Raw genomic sequence first — 16,032 nt, 5'->3', positions numbered from 1 at the left:
CCGCCATATCCGGCATTCAGCCGAATGCCAGAAGCGACAGAACACCCACCACAATCAGCATGCAGCCGGACAGTTCGAGCCGGTTGATCTTCTCCTTGAAGAAAAGCACGGTCGAGGCAAAGGCGAACAACATCTCCACCTGCGCCAGCGCCTTCACCACCGCGGCCTGCTGCAGGGTCATCGCCGTGAACCAGCCGAATGAGGCCGTGGCGCCCACGAAACCGACGGCGAGCGACGGTTTCCAGACCTTGGCGATACGCGGCAATTCTTCCCTCTCGCGCCAGATGATCCAGAGGAACATCGACACCGTCTGCATGACGATGACGACAACGAGGGTGAAGCCCGCCTGCATCATCGCATCCGGGGCAGGCAGGCTCGGCGCAAGCGCCAGCGATGCCGATCGGTAGGCAACCGAGGACAGGCCGAAGAATGCTCCCGAGGCAAGGCCGATACCCGCTGTCCGGCTGAAAATCGAGGTCAGGAAAGAAGCGGGCGTCACTTGCGTGCGCGCCACGGAAATCAGCATGACGCCGGCGACTGAAATCGCAATGGCCGCCAATGTGCCGCCAGTGATGCTTTCGCCGATGAAGATAAGGGCAAACAGCGCCGCCTGCGCCGGCTCGGTGCGGGAATAGGCCGTGCCAACAGCAAAATTGCGGAAAGAGAACAGATGCACCAGCAGGAAAGTGGCGGCGATCTGCGCCATGGCTCCGACGGTTGCCCACCCAGCGAAGGACATGTTCGGCACCGGCAGCGGCCGACCGAGCCCGAGATGCAGGAATGCAAGATAGGCGAGTGCGAAGGGCATACCGAACACGAAGCGCACAAAGGTTGCGCCTGTCGTGCCCATCATGCCCTTGAGGTGTTTTTGCAACGTCGAGCGCAGGTTCTGCAGGAACGCGCTTGCGAAAGTAATGCCTATCCAGAGTTCCATAGCCTTGGCGGTATCATGCGCGCAAGGCCGCAGCCAAGCCCGATTTTCCGATCAATCGTCGTCTTTTCGATTTTCTTCGCCGTTCGAAACAGGCATAAAGCAGCCCATGGACACAAAGCCGAAAAACCTGCCCGACGCCGCCGATTTCGCCCATGTCAGCGAATGGGTCTTCGATCTCGACAACACGCTCTATCCGCATCACGTCAATCTGTTTTCCCAGATCGATCGTAACATGACAGCCTATGTGGCCGAGCTTCTGAAGCTCGACCCCGAAGAGGCGCGCGTGCTGCAGAAGCGCTATTATCACGACCATGGCACCACGCTGCAGGGCCTGATGATCAATTACGGCATCAGCCCGGACGAGTTTCTGGAACGTGCCCATGCCATCGACTATTCAGCACTGAAACCACATCCGGAACTCGGCGAAGCGATCAAAGCTCTGCCGGGCCGCAAGTTCATTCTGACCAATGGCAGCGTCAAACATGCGCAGGCCGCAGCAGGTGCGCTCGGCATTCTCGATCATTTCGAGGATATCTTCGATATTGTCGCCGCCAACTATCTGCCGAAGCCGGCCAGCGCGACCTACGAGAAGTTCGCAGCACTTGCGAAGCTCGACACAAAAAAAGCCGCCATGTTCGAGGATTTGCCGCGCAATCTTGCGGCTCCCAAGGCGCTTGGGATGAAGACCGTGCTGCTCGTGCCTTCGAACCTTGAGGGCGTGATCATGGAACGCTGGGAAATCCCTGATGTGACGGATGAGCATATCGACTATATCACCGACGACCTGACCGGGTTCCTGGCGAAAACCATCGCCCGCTGAGCAGCGAACATTACCGAAGCTTCATGCACCTTACGGATGTTTAAGTGGTGTGCCTTGGTCGACGTCACTATCTTTTCTTCAGGGACACCAAAGAAAAGGTAATGACGATGACCACACGCAAAATCGCCCTCTCTGCTCTTGGCGCAGCCCTTGTGCTCAGCACGGCCGCAACGGCCAGTTTCGCCGCGCCCGGAAAAGGCCACAAGGATCGCATGCCGATCCGGCCGGAAGCGGCTTTCGTGCACCTCTTGAAGGTGGCCGATACCAATAAGGACGGCAAGATTTCCAAGGAGGAATTCACCGCCCGCCAGGATGCGCTTTTCACCGAGATCGACATGGACAAGGACGGCTCGATCACGCCGAAGGAAATGCGCGAGTATCGCAAGGCGAAGATGGAAGCTTTCCGAGCCGCCAACCCGCGCCCCGAGCGGGAAGACGCCAAGGCGGATGAGGCCAAGGGCCCCGAGGGCAAACGCGCAGAGCGCGACCACGGAGGCCGTTCCGGCCATCAGGGCTGGGGCAGGCACGGCGGCAAGGGTGGCGGCTTGGGAATGATCCGCTGGGCCGATACCGACGAGAACGGTCAGGTCAGCAAAGCCGAGTTCACGGCCGCCGGCGAAAAGATGTTCGAGCGGCTCGACCGGAACAAGGACGGCGTTATTTCCATCGACGATATGCCGGACCGCCCGTTCCTCTGATCCCGCAAATATAAAGCCCGCTCAATCGGCGGGCTTTTTCTTTCAATGGAGACTGACGGTTTTCAGATCGTCTTCCGCCGCCTTGAAAAAGGTACTGGAACGATTGTCTGTCAGGAGGATAGGCGTACCATCCGCGCCGAACAGTGCCCACAGATCCAGCTGCGGATCGAGATCGGGTGCTTCCGGGAAACAGCGGCTTACTTCTTCCGCACGGATCTTGCGGATATATCCCACTTCTCCTTCACCGATATGGGCGAGCTGGGACTGGGTGAGACGCGCATGCGCTTCTTTTAAGAGCATATTTCAGCCTCCTTCTTCACGCCGAGCGATTCATGTCCGATTCCAGCGTTCATGGTCTACTCTGAGACGGAAATATTAATTTTCTTTACCACGTTTGAAATTTCCGGCCGGACCAGATCGATGGAAAGAAGGCCGTTGCGCAAGCGCGCCTCGCGAACCTGCATACCATCGGCAAGCACGAAGACCCGCTGGAACTGCCGCGCTGCAATGCCGCGATAGAGAAAATCGCGTTTTTCCTGTTCCTGCTGGCGGCCGCGAATGACAAGCTGGTTGTCGGCGGTCGTCACATCCAGATCGTCCTGCGAAAAACCGGCAACGGCAATGGTGATGCGCAGACGCTCCGGCACATCCTCTCCGCCAGGCAGACGCTCGATATTATAGGGAGGGTAGCCGTCATTGGCCTTCGCCATACGCTCCAGCGTTTTTTCCATGGCATCAAAACCCAGCAAAAGAGGGTGGGTGAATGGCGTCATGCGGCTCATATCTCTTCTGTCCTTGCAACCAAGCGACGTTTCGCGGTCCCGCTTCCGGCAACCTTGCCGGTCAATCGCACCGGCTCAAGCAATATGGGAAGCCGAACCACGATGCGCAAGACGAAACGCGGGCAAAGGCAGGAGGGAGGAATGAGGCTTGACAAGTGAGCACCCGCCGCTCGAAAAAAGCGCTCATCTCAACGGCGGGCAAGACATGGCAGAACGCAGAAAAATCATCATCGACACCGATCCGGGCCAGGACGACGCGGCGGCAATCATGCTCGCCTTTGGAAGTCCTGAGGAAATCGACATTCTCGGACTGTGCGCCGTTGCCGGCAACGTTCCGCTGAAGCTGACCAGCCGCAACATCCGCATCATCTGCGAATTGTGCGGCCGCACCGATATTCCCGTCTATGAGGGCGCGGAGAAGCCGCTGGTGCGCAAGCCCATCACCGCCGAGCATGTTCACGGCAGCACCGGCCTTAACGGCCCGGTTCTCGATGAACCGACCATGGAGGCGCAAAAGCAGCATGCGGTCGATTTCATCATCGAAACGCTGATGCGGGAACCCGCCGGCACCGTAACGCTCTGCACGCTTGGCGCGCTGACCAATGTGGCGCTGGCTCTCCTCAAGGCGCCGGAAATTGCCGATCGCGTCAAGGAACTGGTGATGATGGGCGGCGGCTTCTTCGAAGGTGGAAACATCACGCCGGCGGCGGAATTCAACATCTATGTCGACCCGCAGGCCGCCGACATCGTTTTCCGTTCCGGCATGCCTGTCGTCATGATGCCGCTCGACGTCACCCACAAGCTGCTGACCACCAAGGCGCGCGTCAACCGCATTCGTGACATTGGCACGCGCCCTGCCATCGCCATGGCGGAAATGCTGGAATTCTTCGAGCGTTTTGACATCGAGAAATACGGTTCGGATGGCGGCCCGCTGCATGATCCGAGCGTCATTGCCTATCTCCTCAAGCCCGAACTGTTCGAGGGCCGCGAGTGCAATGTCGAAATCGAGGTCATTTCCGAACTGACCATGGGCATGACTGTCGTGGACTGGTGGCGGGTGACTGACCGTCCCGCCAATGCCCGCGTGATGCGCAATGTGGATGCCGACGGCTTCTTTGAATTGCTGACCGAACGTTTCGCCCGGCTCTGATCCGGACAGGAACAAAAAAAGGCCGCTGGAAAAGCCAGCGGCCCTTTTATTTTCAGCGGGAATGGCGGATCAGAATTCCGTCCAGTCATCCTGCGCCAGCGCGTTTGCGCCGCTGGTTCTCGGACGGGCACGAGGAGCCGCGGCCTGCGCCCTTGCCGGAGCGGCCGGTGCACGCATTGTCGCTGCCGTGGCGCGCAATTGCTGGCTCGCATGGCCGCCGGACACCGCGAAACCGGCAACGAGCGATTTCAGGGTTTCGGCTTCGCTGTTCAGCGTCACGCTAGCTGCAGTGGTTTCCTCCACCATCGCCGCATTCTGCTGGGTGACCTGATCCATCTGGGTCACGGCGGAGTTGATTTCCTTCAGTCCTACCGCCTGCTCGCTGGCCGAGGCGGAGATCTGCCGTATCAGCTGGTTGATCTGCAGAACCTGATCGGCGATCTTTTTCATTGTCTCGCCGGCCTTGCCGACCAGCTGGACACCCTCGCCCACCTGCGTGGCCGACGTGTTTATCAGGCCCTTGATTTCCTTGGCGGCAGTGGCGGAGCGTTGCGCGAGTTCACGCACTTCCTGCGCGACGACCGCAAAGCCCTTGCCCGCATCGCCTGCGCGAGCCGCTTCAACACCGGCATTCAGCGCCAGCAGATTGGTCTGGAAGGCGATCTCGTCGATCACCCCGATGATACGGGAGATTTCCGCCGAGGATTGCGCGATGCCCTGCATGGAGTTCACGGCCTGCTGCACGACCTCGCCTGACTTGCCGGCGTCATCGCAGGCATGGCTGACGGCACCGGCCGCCTCTGCGGCGTTTTCCGCGCTGGAATTGACCTGTGCGGTCAACTCGTTGAGGGCCGCGGCGGTTTCCTCCAGACTTGCAGCCTGCTGTTCCGTGCGATGCGAGAGATCGCTGGCGGCGCGGGTGATCTCGCCGGTACCATTGCCGATACTGACGACGGTGGCGTTGACGGTTGACACCGTTTCCTCGAGGCTTTCGAGCGCCGAGTTGAAATCAGCGCGCAGCTTTGCATATTCGCCTGGGAATTCATCCTCGATACGGTAGGTCAGATTGCCTTGCGAAAGCGCATTGAGGCCGGCACCAAGCACGCCGACAATGTGCTGCTGCATGCGGCTATTCTCGCTACGCTCGAACTCCGATCGCTGGCGTTCCGTCTCCGCATGGCCACGCTGGGCGGCGGCTTCAGCTTCCATCTCGCGGATGCCGGCAAGCTTTGCGCGGAAACCTTCGAGAGCAGACGCCACGGCTCCAGTTTCGTCCTGACGTTCCTGACCGGACACCGGCACATCGTAGCGACCCTCACTGAGCGTCCTGACATCGGCAACAAGGGACGCGAGCGGGTTGCGAACGAAATAGCGAACCGCAAAATAAAGCGCGGCAATAACGGCGGCGAGAATGACGATCGCACCGATGATCATCATAAAGGTCTGCTCCTGTACCGGAGCATTCAACGCCTGATGGGGGATATCCACCAGAACGACCCACGTCGCGTTGAGGCCTGGAACGGCGAAGGGATAAACGAGACGGTTATAGGGCGCGTCGGTGTCGAGGCCGAGATTTTCGATGAGGCCCTGTTTGCCGGAGGTGATGGCAGCCTGAACGGTGCTTGCGCCTTCTCCGTCGTAAGCCTTCATATTCTGCTCGGGGGTCGGCGGCACCAGCCACTGCCCACCCTGGGAAACGAGCGTCACGCGGCCGGTTTCAAAAGGATGCAGAGCCTGCAGTTTCTGGGTGAGCGAGGCGAGCGAAATATCGACACCTGCCACGCCGATCATCTTGCCATCCGACATGACGGGATAGGCGAGCGAGGTCATGGTGGTGGGCACTTCCGTGCCCTGGGCGAGGTAAGGCTGGGTGATGGCTCCCTTGCCGGATTTGGAGGCTAGCGCGTACCATTCGGCCGCATAGTCGTTGTCGAAGGTCGAAAACTGGATATCGCCCTTCTGGGTCTTTGACCAATAAGGGGCAAAAGCACCGCTTTTATTGGTGCCGAGATCGAGCCGGTTAGCGATCTCCGTCGACTGGCCGTCAAAAAGGCCGAGCTGCTCGCAGAACCAGCTGCCGAAGGCGAACGTATTCTGCTCGACATTCGCTTTGAGGATATTGACGATACCAGGCCGGTCCATCGACTTAGCCTGATGCGCACGGCCGATGACACCGGCCATTGAGCGCGCCGCGCTGCCGAGTTCGCCGACATCGGCGGCAATGACGTTGGCGATGGCGCGCGCCTCGGTATTGGCCTGATCCATGGTCAGGGCATGGACACGTTCACTGGTCTGGGAAATGAGGAAGGAATTCGATGCGATAAGAACCGTGGTGATGGCGCAGCCGGTCACGAGGATGAGCTTCGTCGCAAGCGACTTCACTTTGAAATTGAACATCTTGGCCCCAATGGAAATTGTCAACCCGAAAGAGCTGACGTCAACGGATGACAATCTCCGTCATGGAGGCCCGTCCGCATGGGACAGTGCGCTGCAGCGCGACGACGCAAAATTAGAATATGATTGCTAATTAAGCCCTAATATTACTTCGCCGCGCTAAGAATAATCAGTGCTCGTAGTATTCGGAGATAATCTTCCAGGCATCATCCGCCGTCTCGGCAAAGTGCAGCAAATCCATATCCTCGGGAGCGATGGTGCCGAAATTCGCCAGGAACTCGAAGTTGACGACGGATCGCCAGAAGTTTTCACCAAAAAGAATGAGGGGGATAGGTGCCATACGTTTGGTCTGGATCAGCGTCAGTGCCTCAAAAAGCTCATCCAGCGTACCAAAGCCACCGGGGAAAACCACGACGGCCTTCGCCCGCATCAGGAAGTGCATTTTCCGGATGGCGAAATAGTGGAAATTGAAGCTCAGCTCCGGCGTGACATAGGGGTTGGGCGCCTGCTCGTGCGGCAGAACGATATTGAGGCCGATCGACGGGCCTCCCACATCGGCAGCACCACGATTGCCCGCTTCCATGACGCCGGGACCACCGCCGGTGACCACGACATATTCCAGATGGCCGGACTTCGCGCCATAGTCGGTGCAGAGGCGAGCAAACTTGCGCGCCTCCTCGTAATAAATCGAGGATTGTTCCAGATTGCGCTTCTGCGTTTCGTTGCGTGCCGCCCAGGCGTCGCCGCCCGGTTCGGGAATGCGGGCGCCGCCGAACATCACGACGGTGGAATTGATCCCGCGCTCGGTAAGCGCCATTTCCGTCTTCAGAAGTTCCAGCTGCAGCCTGATCGGGCGCAATTCCTCACGGCAGAGAAAGTCCGTATCCACATAGGCCAGCCGATAGGACGGGGAATCCGACTGCGGCGTTTTGACGACGACCTCGGCCTGCTGCTTGTCCACAGCACTGCGCTTCAACGGGTCCCATGCCCCGTCCTTGCGCCGCAATTTGCCGTTTTTCAGTCGTGTCATTTCCATGCCTTTCGTCTGGCGCGCCAAATCACCCAAATCACATTGACGCCTTTCCAACACTCCCTTAGATCAAATGGCCAGAGCCTTCCAGCGGCGCGGGCCTTCCGTGACCGGACCACACGCGACATTCAAGGAATTTTCCATGAGCCTTACGGATCTTACCTCCCTCGAAACCATCATCGAAACCGCCTTCGACAACCGCGATGGTGTGAACGTATCGACGAAGGGCGAGGTTCGCGACGCGGTGAACACATCTCTTCAACTTCTCGACAGCGGCAAGGTTCGCGTCGCCGAGAAGCAGGCGGACGGGAACTGGAAGGTGAATCAATGGCTGAAAAAGGCCGTGCTTCTATCCTTCCGGCTGAACGACATGGAAATCGTCACCGGTGGCCCCGGTGAATCGACTTGGTGGGACAAGGTGCCATCGAAGTTCGAGAACTGGGGTGAAAACCAGTTTCGCGCCGCCGGCTTCCGCGCCGTGCCGAACGCCGTCGTGCGCCGCTCGGCTTACGTGGCCAAGAACGTCGTTCTGATGCCTTCCTTCGTCAACCTCGGTGCCTATGTCGATGAAGGCACGATGGTCGACACCTGGGCAACCGTCGGCTCCTGCGCGCAGATCGGCAAGAACGTGCATCTGTCCGGTGGCGTCGGCATCGGCGGCGTTCTGGAGCCGCTTCAGGCTGGCCCGACCATCATCGAGGATAATTGCTTCATCGGCGCCCGTTCAGAAGTCGTCGAAGGCTGCATCGTGCGTGAAGGCGCCGTTCTCGGCATGGGCGTGTTCATCGGCAAGTCGACCAAGATCGTCGATCGCGCCACCGGCGAGATCACCTATGGCGAAGTGCCGCCCTATTCCGTCGTTGTTGCCGGCACCATGCCGGGCAAACCTTTCCCGAACGGTGAACCGGGCCCGAGCCTTTATTGCGCCGTCATCGTCAAGCGCGTCGATGAAAAGACCCGCTCCAAGACCGGCATCAACGAGCTTCTGCGCGACTGATAAAAGCTGATACCATGACCACGACCGATCCCGTTGCCAATCTCGCCGCCCTCATCCGTTGCCCGTCGGTAACGCCTGCGGAAGGCGGCGCGCTTTCCCTGCTCGACACCCTGCTTTCACCGCTTGGTTTTGCGGTGGAGCGCGTGATGGCGACAGAGGACGGCACGCCTGATGTGGAGAACCTCTACGCCCGGCTCGGCACCGAAGGTCCGCATCTGATGTTTGCGGGCCATACGGATGTCGTTCCCGTCGGCGACGAGGCCGCATGGAGCCATCCGCCCTTTTCGGCAGACATCGCCGGTGGCGAAATGTACGGTCGCGGCGCGGTGGACATGAAGGGCGGCATTGCCTGTTTCGTCGCCGCCATCGCCCGCCATATCGGAAAACATGGCAAACCGCAGGGCTCGGTTTCCTTCCTGATCACCGGAGACGAGGAAGGCCCGTCGATCAACGGCACCTCCAAGCTTCTGGAATGGGCTGCCGCAAAGGGAGAGACGTGGGACGCCTGTGTCGTCGGCGAGCCTACCAATCCCGACCAGCTGGGCGACATGATCAAGATCGGCCGCCGGGGATCGCTCTCGGGCCGGATCACCGTCCAAGGCGTTCAAGGCCACGCCGCCTATCCACATCTCGCCGACAACCCCATTCGTGGTCTGCTGCAGCTCACCCATGCGCTGATGCATCCAGCCTTCGACCACGGCACGGATGATTTCCAGCCATCCAATCTGGAAGTAACGACCGTCGACACCGGCAATGCCGCGACCAACGTCATTCCGGCGCGGGCGACGGCAGCCTTCAACATTCGTTTCAACGATAGCTGGACGGCAGAGAGCCTGCGGGCGGAGATCATCCGCCGCCTCGATGCAGCGGCAAATGAGGGCGAGCTTCGCCCCGACCGGGCTCCGGTCAAATACGAGATCGTCTGGGCGGACCGTCCGAGCCATGTCTTCTTGACCCGCAACAATGCGCTCATCTCGTCGCTGTCAGGCGCGATTGAAACCGTAACCGGCAAGGAGCCAAAGCTTTCGACCACCGGCGGCACCTCGGATGCACGCTTCATCAAGGATTATTGCCCTGTCGTGGAATTCGGTCTCGTCGGGCAGACCATGCACATGGTCGATGAACGCGTGGCAGTTGCCGATCTCGAGACGCTGACGCGCATTTACGAGACCTTCATCGAACGCTGGTTCGCCCATGCCGACGGCAAGTGAAGTAAGGCTCTATCTGACAGGGCTGTGGCTGCTGCTGCTCGGCGACCATAATGGCGCGCGGTATCTGGATCTTTCCGAGCGCGGAATGTGGCGATCCTTCTATTCCGCGTTGTGGTGCCTGCCGGCCATGCTGGTTTCCTGGCTTTGGCTGCGCGCCGCCTTTCTGGCCAGCGTTCCACCTGGAGCCGAAACCGGCTTCCTCTTCTTCTTCCGCCTGGCCATGGTCGAGGCCATCTGCTGGATCGTGCCGCTGCTGTTGATCGGCATGCTGCTCTACGCCTTTGGCGCCCGGGAAAAATTCGCGCCGCTCGTCACCACCGTGAACTGGCTGTCGTTGCCCTTTTCCTATGCCTATGCGGTCCTGATCCTGATCGCATTCTTTCTGCCGCCTCTGCAGGGGCTGATCGCCATTCTGTGGCTGGCACTGCTTCTGTCGCTGGTCTTCGCCTTTTCGCGGATCGTCAGATTTTTCATCCGCGACCAGTCGCTGCTCGTCTCGGCAGTGGTCATGACGCTGCTGGTGCCCGCCATGTTGCTGTCAGAGGCATTGCAGCGTTTTCTCGGCGTCTATCCCGCCTGAGAGGCGGCGGGGCCTTCGATCAGTCCGCGTCTTCCGTCATTTCAATTTCAGGGCGGCGGCGCGGCGGAATGACATCGGGATAATCGACCTGCATGAAATAAAGACCGTCCGGCGGTGCAACGGGGCCGCAGGCCTTGCGATCCCGCGCCTCCAATGCGGCGCGCACATCGTCCGGGGTCATGCCGCCTTCGCCCGCCAATTTCAACGTCCCGGCAAAAGAACGGATTTGGTTGTGCAGAAAACTCTGCGCGGTGGCGCGTATCTCGATGAGATCGCCGTTGCGCGTCACATCCAGCCGGTCGAGCGTGCGGACCGGGCTGTTCGCCTGACAATGGACAGAGCGGAAGGTGGTGAAATCATGCCGGCCGACGAGCATCTGCGCGGCTTCATGCATGCGCTCGTGGTCCAAGTCCTTCGATACCCACCATGCCCGCTTGTGCTCCAGCGCCAGCCGGGATTTGCGACAAATGATGCGGTAGAGATAATGGCGGCGCAGCGCTGAAAAACGCGCGTCGAAATCCTCGGTCACCGCGGCGGCATCGAGCACGGCCACGGCCTCACCCGCCATGGCCAGGTGTGCGTTCAAGGCATTGCGGAGCTTGTAGGGTTCCCAATCGCGGGAAAGATCGATATGGGCGACCTGTCCCACGGCATGCACACCGGAATCTGTGCGGCCTGCGCCACGAATGGAAACGCTCTCCCCGGTCAGCGACCGCACGGCAGCCTCCAGCGCGCCCTGAACGGAGGGGCCGTTTTCCTGTCTCTGCCAGCCGTAATAGGGCGTGCCGTCATATTCGACGGTCATGCGGAAACGTGGCATCAGCCGAGCCTCGTTGTGGCTGGAACCGGCGTACCACGCACGAAATCGGCCGCCGACATGGGCTTGCCGCCCGCCTTCTGCAAGCGTGTGAGCCGCACGGCATCGCTGCCGCAGGCAATGGTGAGCGCGTCATCGAGAGCGCTGCCCGCTTCGCCCATGCCGCTGGCCAGTTCCGAAGCCAGCACCTTGACGCGCTCTGGCTTGCCGCCGATATCCATCTCCAACCATGCGCCGGGAAACGGCGAAAGACCACGGATGTGGTTATGGACATCCTGTGCGGGCCTTGAAAAATCGATACGGGTCTCACCCTTGTCGATCTTCGCGGCGTAGAGCACGCCCTCTTCCGCCTGCGTGACGAGGGGCAGGTCGTCGGCCTCCAGCTTGGCCATCGCCTGCCGCATCAGCCGCGCACCTGCCAGCATCAGGCTGTCGTGCAGTTCGCCAGCCGTCATATTCTCGTCGATCGCGACCTTCGCGGTAAGCGCGACGGGGCCGGTATCGAGCCCCTTTTCCATTTTCATGACCATCATGCCGGTTTCGGCATCGCCGGCCATGATCGCCCGCTGGATGGGGGCTGCCCCGCGCCAGCGCGGCAGCAGCGAGGCGTGACCATTGTAACAGCCAAGACGCGTGCCGGACAGGATCGCTTCAGGCAGCAGCAGGCCGTAAGCCACGACGACCGCCACATCGGCGTTGAAATCCCGGAACTGCTGGCGATCTTCCTCCGCCTTGAAATTCACGGGCGTCAGTACAGGCAGCCCGAGCAATTCGGCCACCTGATGGACCGGCGACTTCTGCAAATCGAGACCACGGCGGCCGCCGGGACGCGGCGGCTGGGTGTAGACGGCAACGATCTCGTGGCCCGCCTCCACCAATGCACGCAATGTGGGAACGGAGAAATCCGGCGTGCCCATAAAAATGATGCGAAGAGACATCGTAGCCCCCTGCCCTGTCGTCCGTTCCGGCCCAAAAGGACGGATCAGATCTTTGCGCGGGCCGCTTTCGTGAATTTCTTGATGACCATGTCGCGCTTCAGCCGCGAAATATGGTCGATGAAGAGAACGCCGTTGAGGTGGTCGATCTCATGCTGCAGGCAGGTCGCGAGCAGACCATCCGCTTCGACCGTCTGCTGCTTGCCGTCACGCCCGACATATTGCACCGTGAGCGACGCGGGACGCTCCACTTCGGCATAATAGTCGGGAATGGAGAGGCAGCCTTCCTCATAGGTCGAGATATCGTCCGACACTTTGAGGATTTCCGGATTGATGAAAACGACCGGGGTCTTTTCTTCACCTTCGCGTGCCACGTCGATCACCAGCATGCGGCGCGGCACGCCGATCTGAATAGCGGCGAGGCCGATACCGGGCGCATCATACATGGTTTCGAGCATGTCGTCGGCAAGGCGCAGCACTTCGGCGTCCACCTGTTCGATGAGCTTCGATTGCTGGCGCAGCACGGGATCGGGCAAAATGATAAGCGGTTTGATGGTCATGGCTTCCCATAACGTATCTCTCGCGCGGAGGAAATAAAAAACACGAAGGAGAAAACCGCCTCCTGCATCGACCCTGCCCGACTCATTTCCGCCGCAGAAGTGTTCTTGTTTTGATCTTCCGAATCACTGGAAATCTGCTAGATTTAATCATGAACATAGATTTCTCCGTTCTCCTTAATCCCGCGCTGCGGGCCGGCTCCGTCGATATCAGCTTCGGCGCGCTGCTTGTGGCCCTGGTTTTAGGCCTGACCATCACATGGCTGGTCACGACAAACCGCACAAGAAAAGCGGGAGCCGACAGTGAAATCTCCGACCTTTTGAAAACACAGTCCGAATTGCACGGGCGGATCGCGGCCATGGCGGAAACGCTTGGCACACGCCAGACAGAGATGAGCCAGACGCTGAACCAGCGCCTTGACGGCATGTCGCAGCGCCTTGGTGAAACGCTGACGGAGCAGACCCGGTCGACCCATGAGAATCTGAGCCGCCTGCAGGAGCGCCTGGCCGTCATCGATGCCGCGCAGGGCAATATTCAGGATCTGGCGAAGGACGTGGTGGGATTGCAGGCGATCCTTTCCAACAAGCAGACGCGCGGCGCTTTCGGACAGGCGCGCATGGAAACGCTGATCGCCGACGCCCTTCCCGCCGGGGCGTTCCAGCTTCAGCCGACGCTTTCCAACGGTTACCGGCCCGACTGCATCATCAAGATGCCGAACAATGCGCCAGCACTGGTCATCGATGCCAAGTTTCCCCTGGAGGCGTGGAACGCGATCAAGGCGGATGAGACGCCGGAAACCAAACGCGCCGCCGTGCAGCAGTTCCGCCGCGACATGGAAGTGCATATTCGCGACGTGGCCGAGAAATATCTCATTCGCGGCGAAACGCAGGATACGGCCTTTATCTTCGTGCCCTCCGAATCGATCTTTGCCGACATCCACCAGCATTTCGAATATCTCGTGCAGCGCGCCCACCGCGCCCGCGTCGTCATCGTCTCACCCTCGCTTCTGATGCTGTCGGTGCAGGTCATCCAGTCTGTTTTGAAAGACCAGCGCATGCGCGAGCAGGCGCATCTCATCCAGGGCGAAGTGGCGCTGCTCATGGACGATGTGCGGCGGCTGGACGATAGGACGCGCAAGCTGCAAGCCCATTTCGGGCTGGCGCAGAAGGATGTCGACATGATGCTGATCTCCTCCGATAAGGTGCTGGCGCGCGGCCAGAAGATCGAAGGTCTTGATTTTTCGCCGACGGAAAAAGAGGCTTCACATGGCGAAATCGAGCAGACCCGTCGCTTTGCGGAAAACCGAGCCGGCGCGGCCAAATTGCGGGTAGTTGACGACGAGTGATCGTCTCGGGCAAAGTCGCCGCCTTGCTCAAATTTCATACGGACCCAGCGCCCCATGATTACTGTTTTCGGCTCCATCAACATGGACCTCGTCGCCACCGCCAAACGCCTGCCCAAGCCCGGTGAAACCGTGACCGGAGACACCTTCTCCACGGCCGCCGGCGGCAAGGGAGCCAATCAGGCGCTGGCCGCACGGCGTGCAGGTGTTACGGTGAAGATGGCCGGCGCTACGGGTGATGATACCTTTGCCGCGCCGGCGCTGACCTTGCTGCGCGACGCGGGTACCGATCTGTCATTGGTGAAAACCGCGCCCGGCCCGACGGGAACGGCAGTGATCCTCATCGGTGAAGGCGGAGAGAACATGATCTCGGTCATTCCCGCAGCAAATGGCGAAGTCTCCGCATTCGACGCGACAAAGGTCGTGGGCGAGATGGACGCAGGCGATATTCTGATGCTGCAGTTCGAAATACCGGCTGCAGCCATCGAAGCGGCGCTGACGGCTGCAAAGGCAAAGCGCATCACCACCGTCATCAATACCGCACCGCTGACTGCAGATGGTCCCCGCCTTGCCGGCCTTGCCGATATCGTCATCGCCAACGAAACCGAGTTTGAGTTGCTGATCGGCAAGAACGGCCTCTCCAGTGGCGAACGAGAGAGCGAACTCAAGGCCCTTCACGACAGGACCGGCCAGACTTTGATCGTCACGCTTGGTGCAGATGGCGTGATCGCCATGCGCAACGGCAAGGTTTTCAGTGCTTCCGGCCTGAAGATCGAGCCGGTCGACACGGTTGGTGCGGGCGATACCTTCTGTGGTTATCTTGCCGCCAGCCTTGATCAGGGAATGGATTTCGAAAAGGCGCTGAAGCGCGCCGCCGTTGCAGGTTCACTCGCCTGCACGCGCGCCGGCGCCCAGCCTTCCATTCCGCAGGCAGCGGAAGTGGATGCGGCGCTCTGAGGGATCAGGCTGCCGGCGCATTTTCCGGGCGTAAAACCGCTACGCAGTTTTACCGGAAATGCTTTAGCGACGGATGAAGGTGAGATAGGCCGAGCTGCGGCCTTCTCGTTTCGCCTTGTTCTCGTAGCGCGTGCCTGGCCAGTTGGCATAGGGCGTGCGCCAATCGTCAGCGCTTGTTGCCGTCCACTCAAAACCGCCATGGCGGGCACAATGCTGCAGCGTCCAGTTGACGTAAGTATCTATATCCGACGCAAAGCAGAACTTGCCGCCGGGTTTCAACACACGATGGAAACGGGCGAGATTGACGTCGGAAACGAAGCGGCGCTTCCAGTGCTTCTTCTTCGGCCACGGGTCGGGATAAAGCAGATCGATGTGATCGATCGACCCCTCGGGCAACCAGTCGAGCAGCTGCGTCGCATCATCGTCGTAAAGGCGGATATTCATCAGTTCGCGTTCGCGGACCGTCGCGAGCAGTTTGGCCATGGAATTCACGAAAGGCTCGACGCCGATGAAGCCCGTCTCGGGGTTTTCGACCGCGCGGTGGGCGAGATGCTCGCCACCGCCGAAACCGATTTCCAGGCGGATCGACCGTACATCCGCCGGAAAGAGAGCGACCAGATTTTGCGGGGGCACGCTTTCCAGATCGATTTTCAGCAGAGGCAGCAGGTTCTCGATCGTATCGACCTGCTGATTGCGCAGGGGCTTGCCCTTGCGTCTGCCAAAAAACGCTTCCGTTGCGCGCGAACGCCGTTCTTCCGTCATCTCATACTCTCAACAACAAATAGACTTAACCCGCACAGCGCCACATGGGGCACTGTGCGGGTTAC

17 protein-coding genes are annotated in these 16,032 nt (G+C 60.0%); 8 read left to right on the top strand and 9 right to left on the bottom strand.

The window, feature by feature from the left end; all coding sequences use genetic code 11:
• Nucleotides 1-16 precede the first annotated feature (16 nt).
• Complete coding sequence (locus tag ATU_RS01825) at nucleotides 17-934, bottom strand: DMT family transporter (protein ID WP_010970855.1); 918 nt, start codon at nucleotides 932-934, stop codon at nucleotides 17-19.
• A 106-nt stretch (nucleotides 935-1,040) separates the two neighbouring features.
• On the opposite strand from ATU_RS01825, the gene ATU_RS01820 reads away from it, so the two are divergent.
• Together ATU_RS01820 and ATU_RS01815 are read left to right on the top strand one after the other, a co-directional pair.
• The gene (locus ATU_RS01820; protein ID WP_010970854.1) at nucleotides 1,041-1,754 is read left to right on the top strand and encodes a pyrimidine 5'-nucleotidase; all 714 of its coding nucleotides are present in this window, start codon (nucleotides 1,041-1,043) and stop codon (nucleotides 1,752-1,754) included.
• 101 nt (nucleotides 1,755-1,855) lie between these two features.
• Complete coding sequence (locus tag ATU_RS01815; protein ID WP_010970853.1) at nucleotides 1,856-2,452, top strand: EF-hand domain-containing protein; 597 nt, start codon at nucleotides 1,856-1,858, stop codon at nucleotides 2,450-2,452.
• A 42-nt stretch (nucleotides 2,453-2,494) separates the two neighbouring features.
• Here the strand turns inward: ATU_RS01815 and ATU_RS01810 are convergent, their stop codons facing one another.
• Complete coding sequence (locus ATU_RS01810) at nucleotides 2,495-2,752, bottom strand: BQ00720 family protein (protein ID WP_006310223.1); 258 nt, start codon at nucleotides 2,750-2,752, stop codon at nucleotides 2,495-2,497.
• Between the two features lie 56 nt (nucleotides 2,753-2,808).
• A complete protein-coding gene (locus ATU_RS01805) occupies nucleotides 2,809-3,234 on the bottom strand; it encodes an Hsp20 family protein (protein WP_010970852.1) in 426 nt (141 codons plus the stop codon).
• A 205-nt stretch (nucleotides 3,235-3,439) separates the two neighbouring features.
• Here ATU_RS01805 and ATU_RS01800 point away from each other — a divergent pair, with 205 nt between their 5' ends.
• Nucleotides 3,440-4,384: a nucleoside hydrolase gene (locus tag ATU_RS01800; protein ID WP_010970851.1), complete on the top strand. Its 945-nt coding sequence runs from the start codon at nucleotides 3,440-3,442 to the stop codon at nucleotides 4,382-4,384.
• 69 nt (nucleotides 4,385-4,453) lie between these two features.
• Here the strand turns inward: ATU_RS01800 and ATU_RS01795 are convergent, their stop codons facing one another.
• Together ATU_RS01795 and ATU_RS01790 are read right to left on the bottom strand one after the other, a co-directional pair.
• On the bottom strand, nucleotides 4,454-6,781 hold the full coding sequence (locus ATU_RS01795; protein ID WP_010970850.1) for a methyl-accepting chemotaxis protein: 2,328 nt from the start codon (nucleotides 6,779-6,781) through the stop codon (nucleotides 4,454-4,456).
• Between the two features lie 166 nt (nucleotides 6,782-6,947).
• Nucleotides 6,948-7,814 (bottom strand): LOG family protein, encoded by an 867-nt coding sequence (locus ATU_RS01790; RefSeq protein WP_373371955.1) that lies wholly within the window; start codon nucleotides 7,812-7,814, stop codon nucleotides 6,948-6,950.
• A 136-nt stretch (nucleotides 7,815-7,950) separates the two neighbouring features.
• Here ATU_RS01790 and dapD point away from each other — a divergent pair, with 136 nt between their 5' ends.
• The 3 genes from dapD to ATU_RS01775 are packed head-to-tail and all read left to right on the top strand — an operon-like array spanning nucleotide 7,951 to nucleotide 10,596.
• Nucleotides 7,951-8,805: a 2,3,4,5-tetrahydropyridine-2,6-dicarboxylate N-succinyltransferase gene (gene dapD / locus ATU_RS01785; RefSeq protein WP_003493576.1), complete on the top strand. Its 855-nt coding sequence runs from the start codon at nucleotides 7,951-7,953 to the stop codon at nucleotides 8,803-8,805.
• Nucleotides 8,806-8,819: 14 nt separating this feature from the next.
• Complete coding sequence (gene dapE / locus ATU_RS01780; protein WP_010970848.1) at nucleotides 8,820-10,016, top strand: succinyl-diaminopimelate desuccinylase; 1,197 nt, start codon at nucleotides 8,820-8,822, stop codon at nucleotides 10,014-10,016.
• Nucleotides 10,000-10,596: a hypothetical protein gene (locus tag ATU_RS01775; protein WP_010970847.1), complete on the top strand. Its 597-nt coding sequence runs from the start codon at nucleotides 10,000-10,002 to the stop codon at nucleotides 10,594-10,596. Before dapE ends, ATU_RS01775 begins: the two co-directional genes overlap by 17 nt.
• A 19-nt stretch (nucleotides 10,597-10,615) precedes the next feature.
• Here the strand turns inward: ATU_RS01775 and truA are convergent, their stop codons facing one another.
• The 3 genes from truA to def are packed head-to-tail and all read right to left on the bottom strand — an operon-like array spanning nucleotide 10,616 to nucleotide 12,908.
• On the bottom strand, nucleotides 10,616-11,416 hold the full coding sequence (gene truA, locus ATU_RS01770; RefSeq protein WP_010970846.1) for a tRNA pseudouridine(38-40) synthase TruA: 801 nt from the start codon (nucleotides 11,414-11,416) through the stop codon (nucleotides 10,616-10,618).
• On the bottom strand, nucleotides 11,416-12,351 hold the full coding sequence (gene fmt, locus ATU_RS01765; protein WP_006310212.1) for a methionyl-tRNA formyltransferase: 936 nt from the start codon (nucleotides 12,349-12,351) through the stop codon (nucleotides 11,416-11,418). Before fmt ends, truA begins: the two co-directional genes overlap by 1 nt.
• Nucleotides 12,352-12,395: 44 nt before the next feature.
• Nucleotides 12,396-12,908 (bottom strand): peptide deformylase, encoded by a 513-nt coding sequence (gene def, locus ATU_RS01760; protein ID WP_006310211.1) that lies wholly within the window; start codon nucleotides 12,906-12,908, stop codon nucleotides 12,396-12,398.
• Between the two features lie 149 nt (nucleotides 12,909-13,057).
• On the opposite strand from def, the gene ATU_RS01755 reads away from it, so the two are divergent.
• A complete protein-coding gene (locus tag ATU_RS01755) occupies nucleotides 13,058-14,251 on the top strand; it encodes a DNA recombination protein RmuC (RefSeq protein ID WP_035256142.1) in 1,194 nt (397 codons plus the stop codon).
• Between the two features lie 54 nt (nucleotides 14,252-14,305).
• The gene (locus tag ATU_RS01750) at nucleotides 14,306-15,205 is read left to right on the top strand and encodes a ribokinase (RefSeq protein WP_010970844.1); all 900 of its coding nucleotides are present in this window, start codon (nucleotides 14,306-14,308) and stop codon (nucleotides 15,203-15,205) included.
• Nucleotides 15,206-15,268: 63 nt separating this feature from the next.
• Here ATU_RS01750 and trmB read toward each other — a convergent pair whose 3' ends face one another.
• On the bottom strand, nucleotides 15,269-15,967 hold the full coding sequence (gene trmB / locus ATU_RS01745) for a tRNA (guanosine(46)-N7)-methyltransferase TrmB (RefSeq protein WP_006310208.1): 699 nt from the start codon (nucleotides 15,965-15,967) through the stop codon (nucleotides 15,269-15,271).
• Nucleotides 15,968-16,032: the final 65 nt, after the last annotated feature.

The sequence above is a fragment of the Agrobacterium fabrum str. C58 genome (assembly GCF_000092025.1).
Taxonomy (GTDB): domain Bacteria; phylum Pseudomonadota; class Alphaproteobacteria; order Rhizobiales; family Rhizobiaceae; genus Agrobacterium; species Agrobacterium fabrum.
This window is presented reverse-complemented; position numbering and strand designations above follow the sequence as displayed.

Bases quoted from the DNA above. Each gene is read 5' to 3' on its own strand.
- ATU_RS01825 (WP_010970855.1), bottom strand. From the start codon at position 934: ATGGAACTCTGGATAGGCATTACTTTCGCAAGCGCGTTCCTGCAGAAC.
- ATU_RS01820 (WP_010970854.1), top strand. From the start codon at position 1,041: ATGGACACAAAGCCGAAAAACCTGCCCGACGCCGCCGATTTCGCCCAT.
- ATU_RS01815 (WP_010970853.1), top strand. From the start codon at position 1,856: ATGACGATGACCACACGCAAAATCGCCCTCTCTGCTCTTGGCGCAGCC.
- ATU_RS01810 (WP_006310223.1), bottom strand. From the start codon at position 2,752: ATGCTCTTAAAAGAAGCGCATGCGCGTCTCACCCAGTCCCAGCTCGCC.
- ATU_RS01805 (WP_010970852.1), bottom strand. From the start codon at position 3,234: ATGAGCCGCATGACGCCATTCACCCACCCTCTTTTGCTGGGTTTTGAT.
- ATU_RS01800 (WP_010970851.1), top strand. From the start codon at position 3,440: ATGGCAGAACGCAGAAAAATCATCATCGACACCGATCCGGGCCAGGAC.
- ATU_RS01795 (WP_010970850.1), bottom strand. From the start codon at position 6,781: ATGTTCAATTTCAAAGTGAAGTCGCTTGCGACGAAGCTCATCCTCGTG.
- ATU_RS01790 (WP_373371955.1), bottom strand. From the start codon at position 7,814: ATGGAAATGACACGACTGAAAAACGGCAAATTGCGGCGCAAGGACGGG.
- dapD (WP_003493576.1), top strand. From the start codon at position 7,951: ATGAGCCTTACGGATCTTACCTCCCTCGAAACCATCATCGAAACCGCC.
- dapE (WP_010970848.1), top strand. From the start codon at position 8,820: ATGACCACGACCGATCCCGTTGCCAATCTCGCCGCCCTCATCCGTTGC.
- ATU_RS01775 (WP_010970847.1), top strand. From the start codon at position 10,000: ATGCCGACGGCAAGTGAAGTAAGGCTCTATCTGACAGGGCTGTGGCTG.
- truA (WP_010970846.1), bottom strand. From the start codon at position 11,416: ATGCCACGTTTCCGCATGACCGTCGAATATGACGGCACGCCCTATTAC.
- fmt (WP_006310212.1), bottom strand. From the start codon at position 12,351: ATGTCTCTTCGCATCATTTTTATGGGCACGCCGGATTTCTCCGTTCCC.
- def (WP_006310211.1), bottom strand. From the start codon at position 12,908: ATGACCATCAAACCGCTTATCATTTTGCCCGATCCCGTGCTGCGCCAG.
- ATU_RS01755 (WP_035256142.1), top strand. From the start codon at position 13,058: ATGAACATAGATTTCTCCGTTCTCCTTAATCCCGCGCTGCGGGCCGGC.
- ATU_RS01750 (WP_010970844.1), top strand. From the start codon at position 14,306: ATGATTACTGTTTTCGGCTCCATCAACATGGACCTCGTCGCCACCGCC.
- trmB (WP_006310208.1), bottom strand. From the start codon at position 15,967: ATGACGGAAGAACGGCGTTCGCGCGCAACGGAAGCGTTTTTTGGCAGA.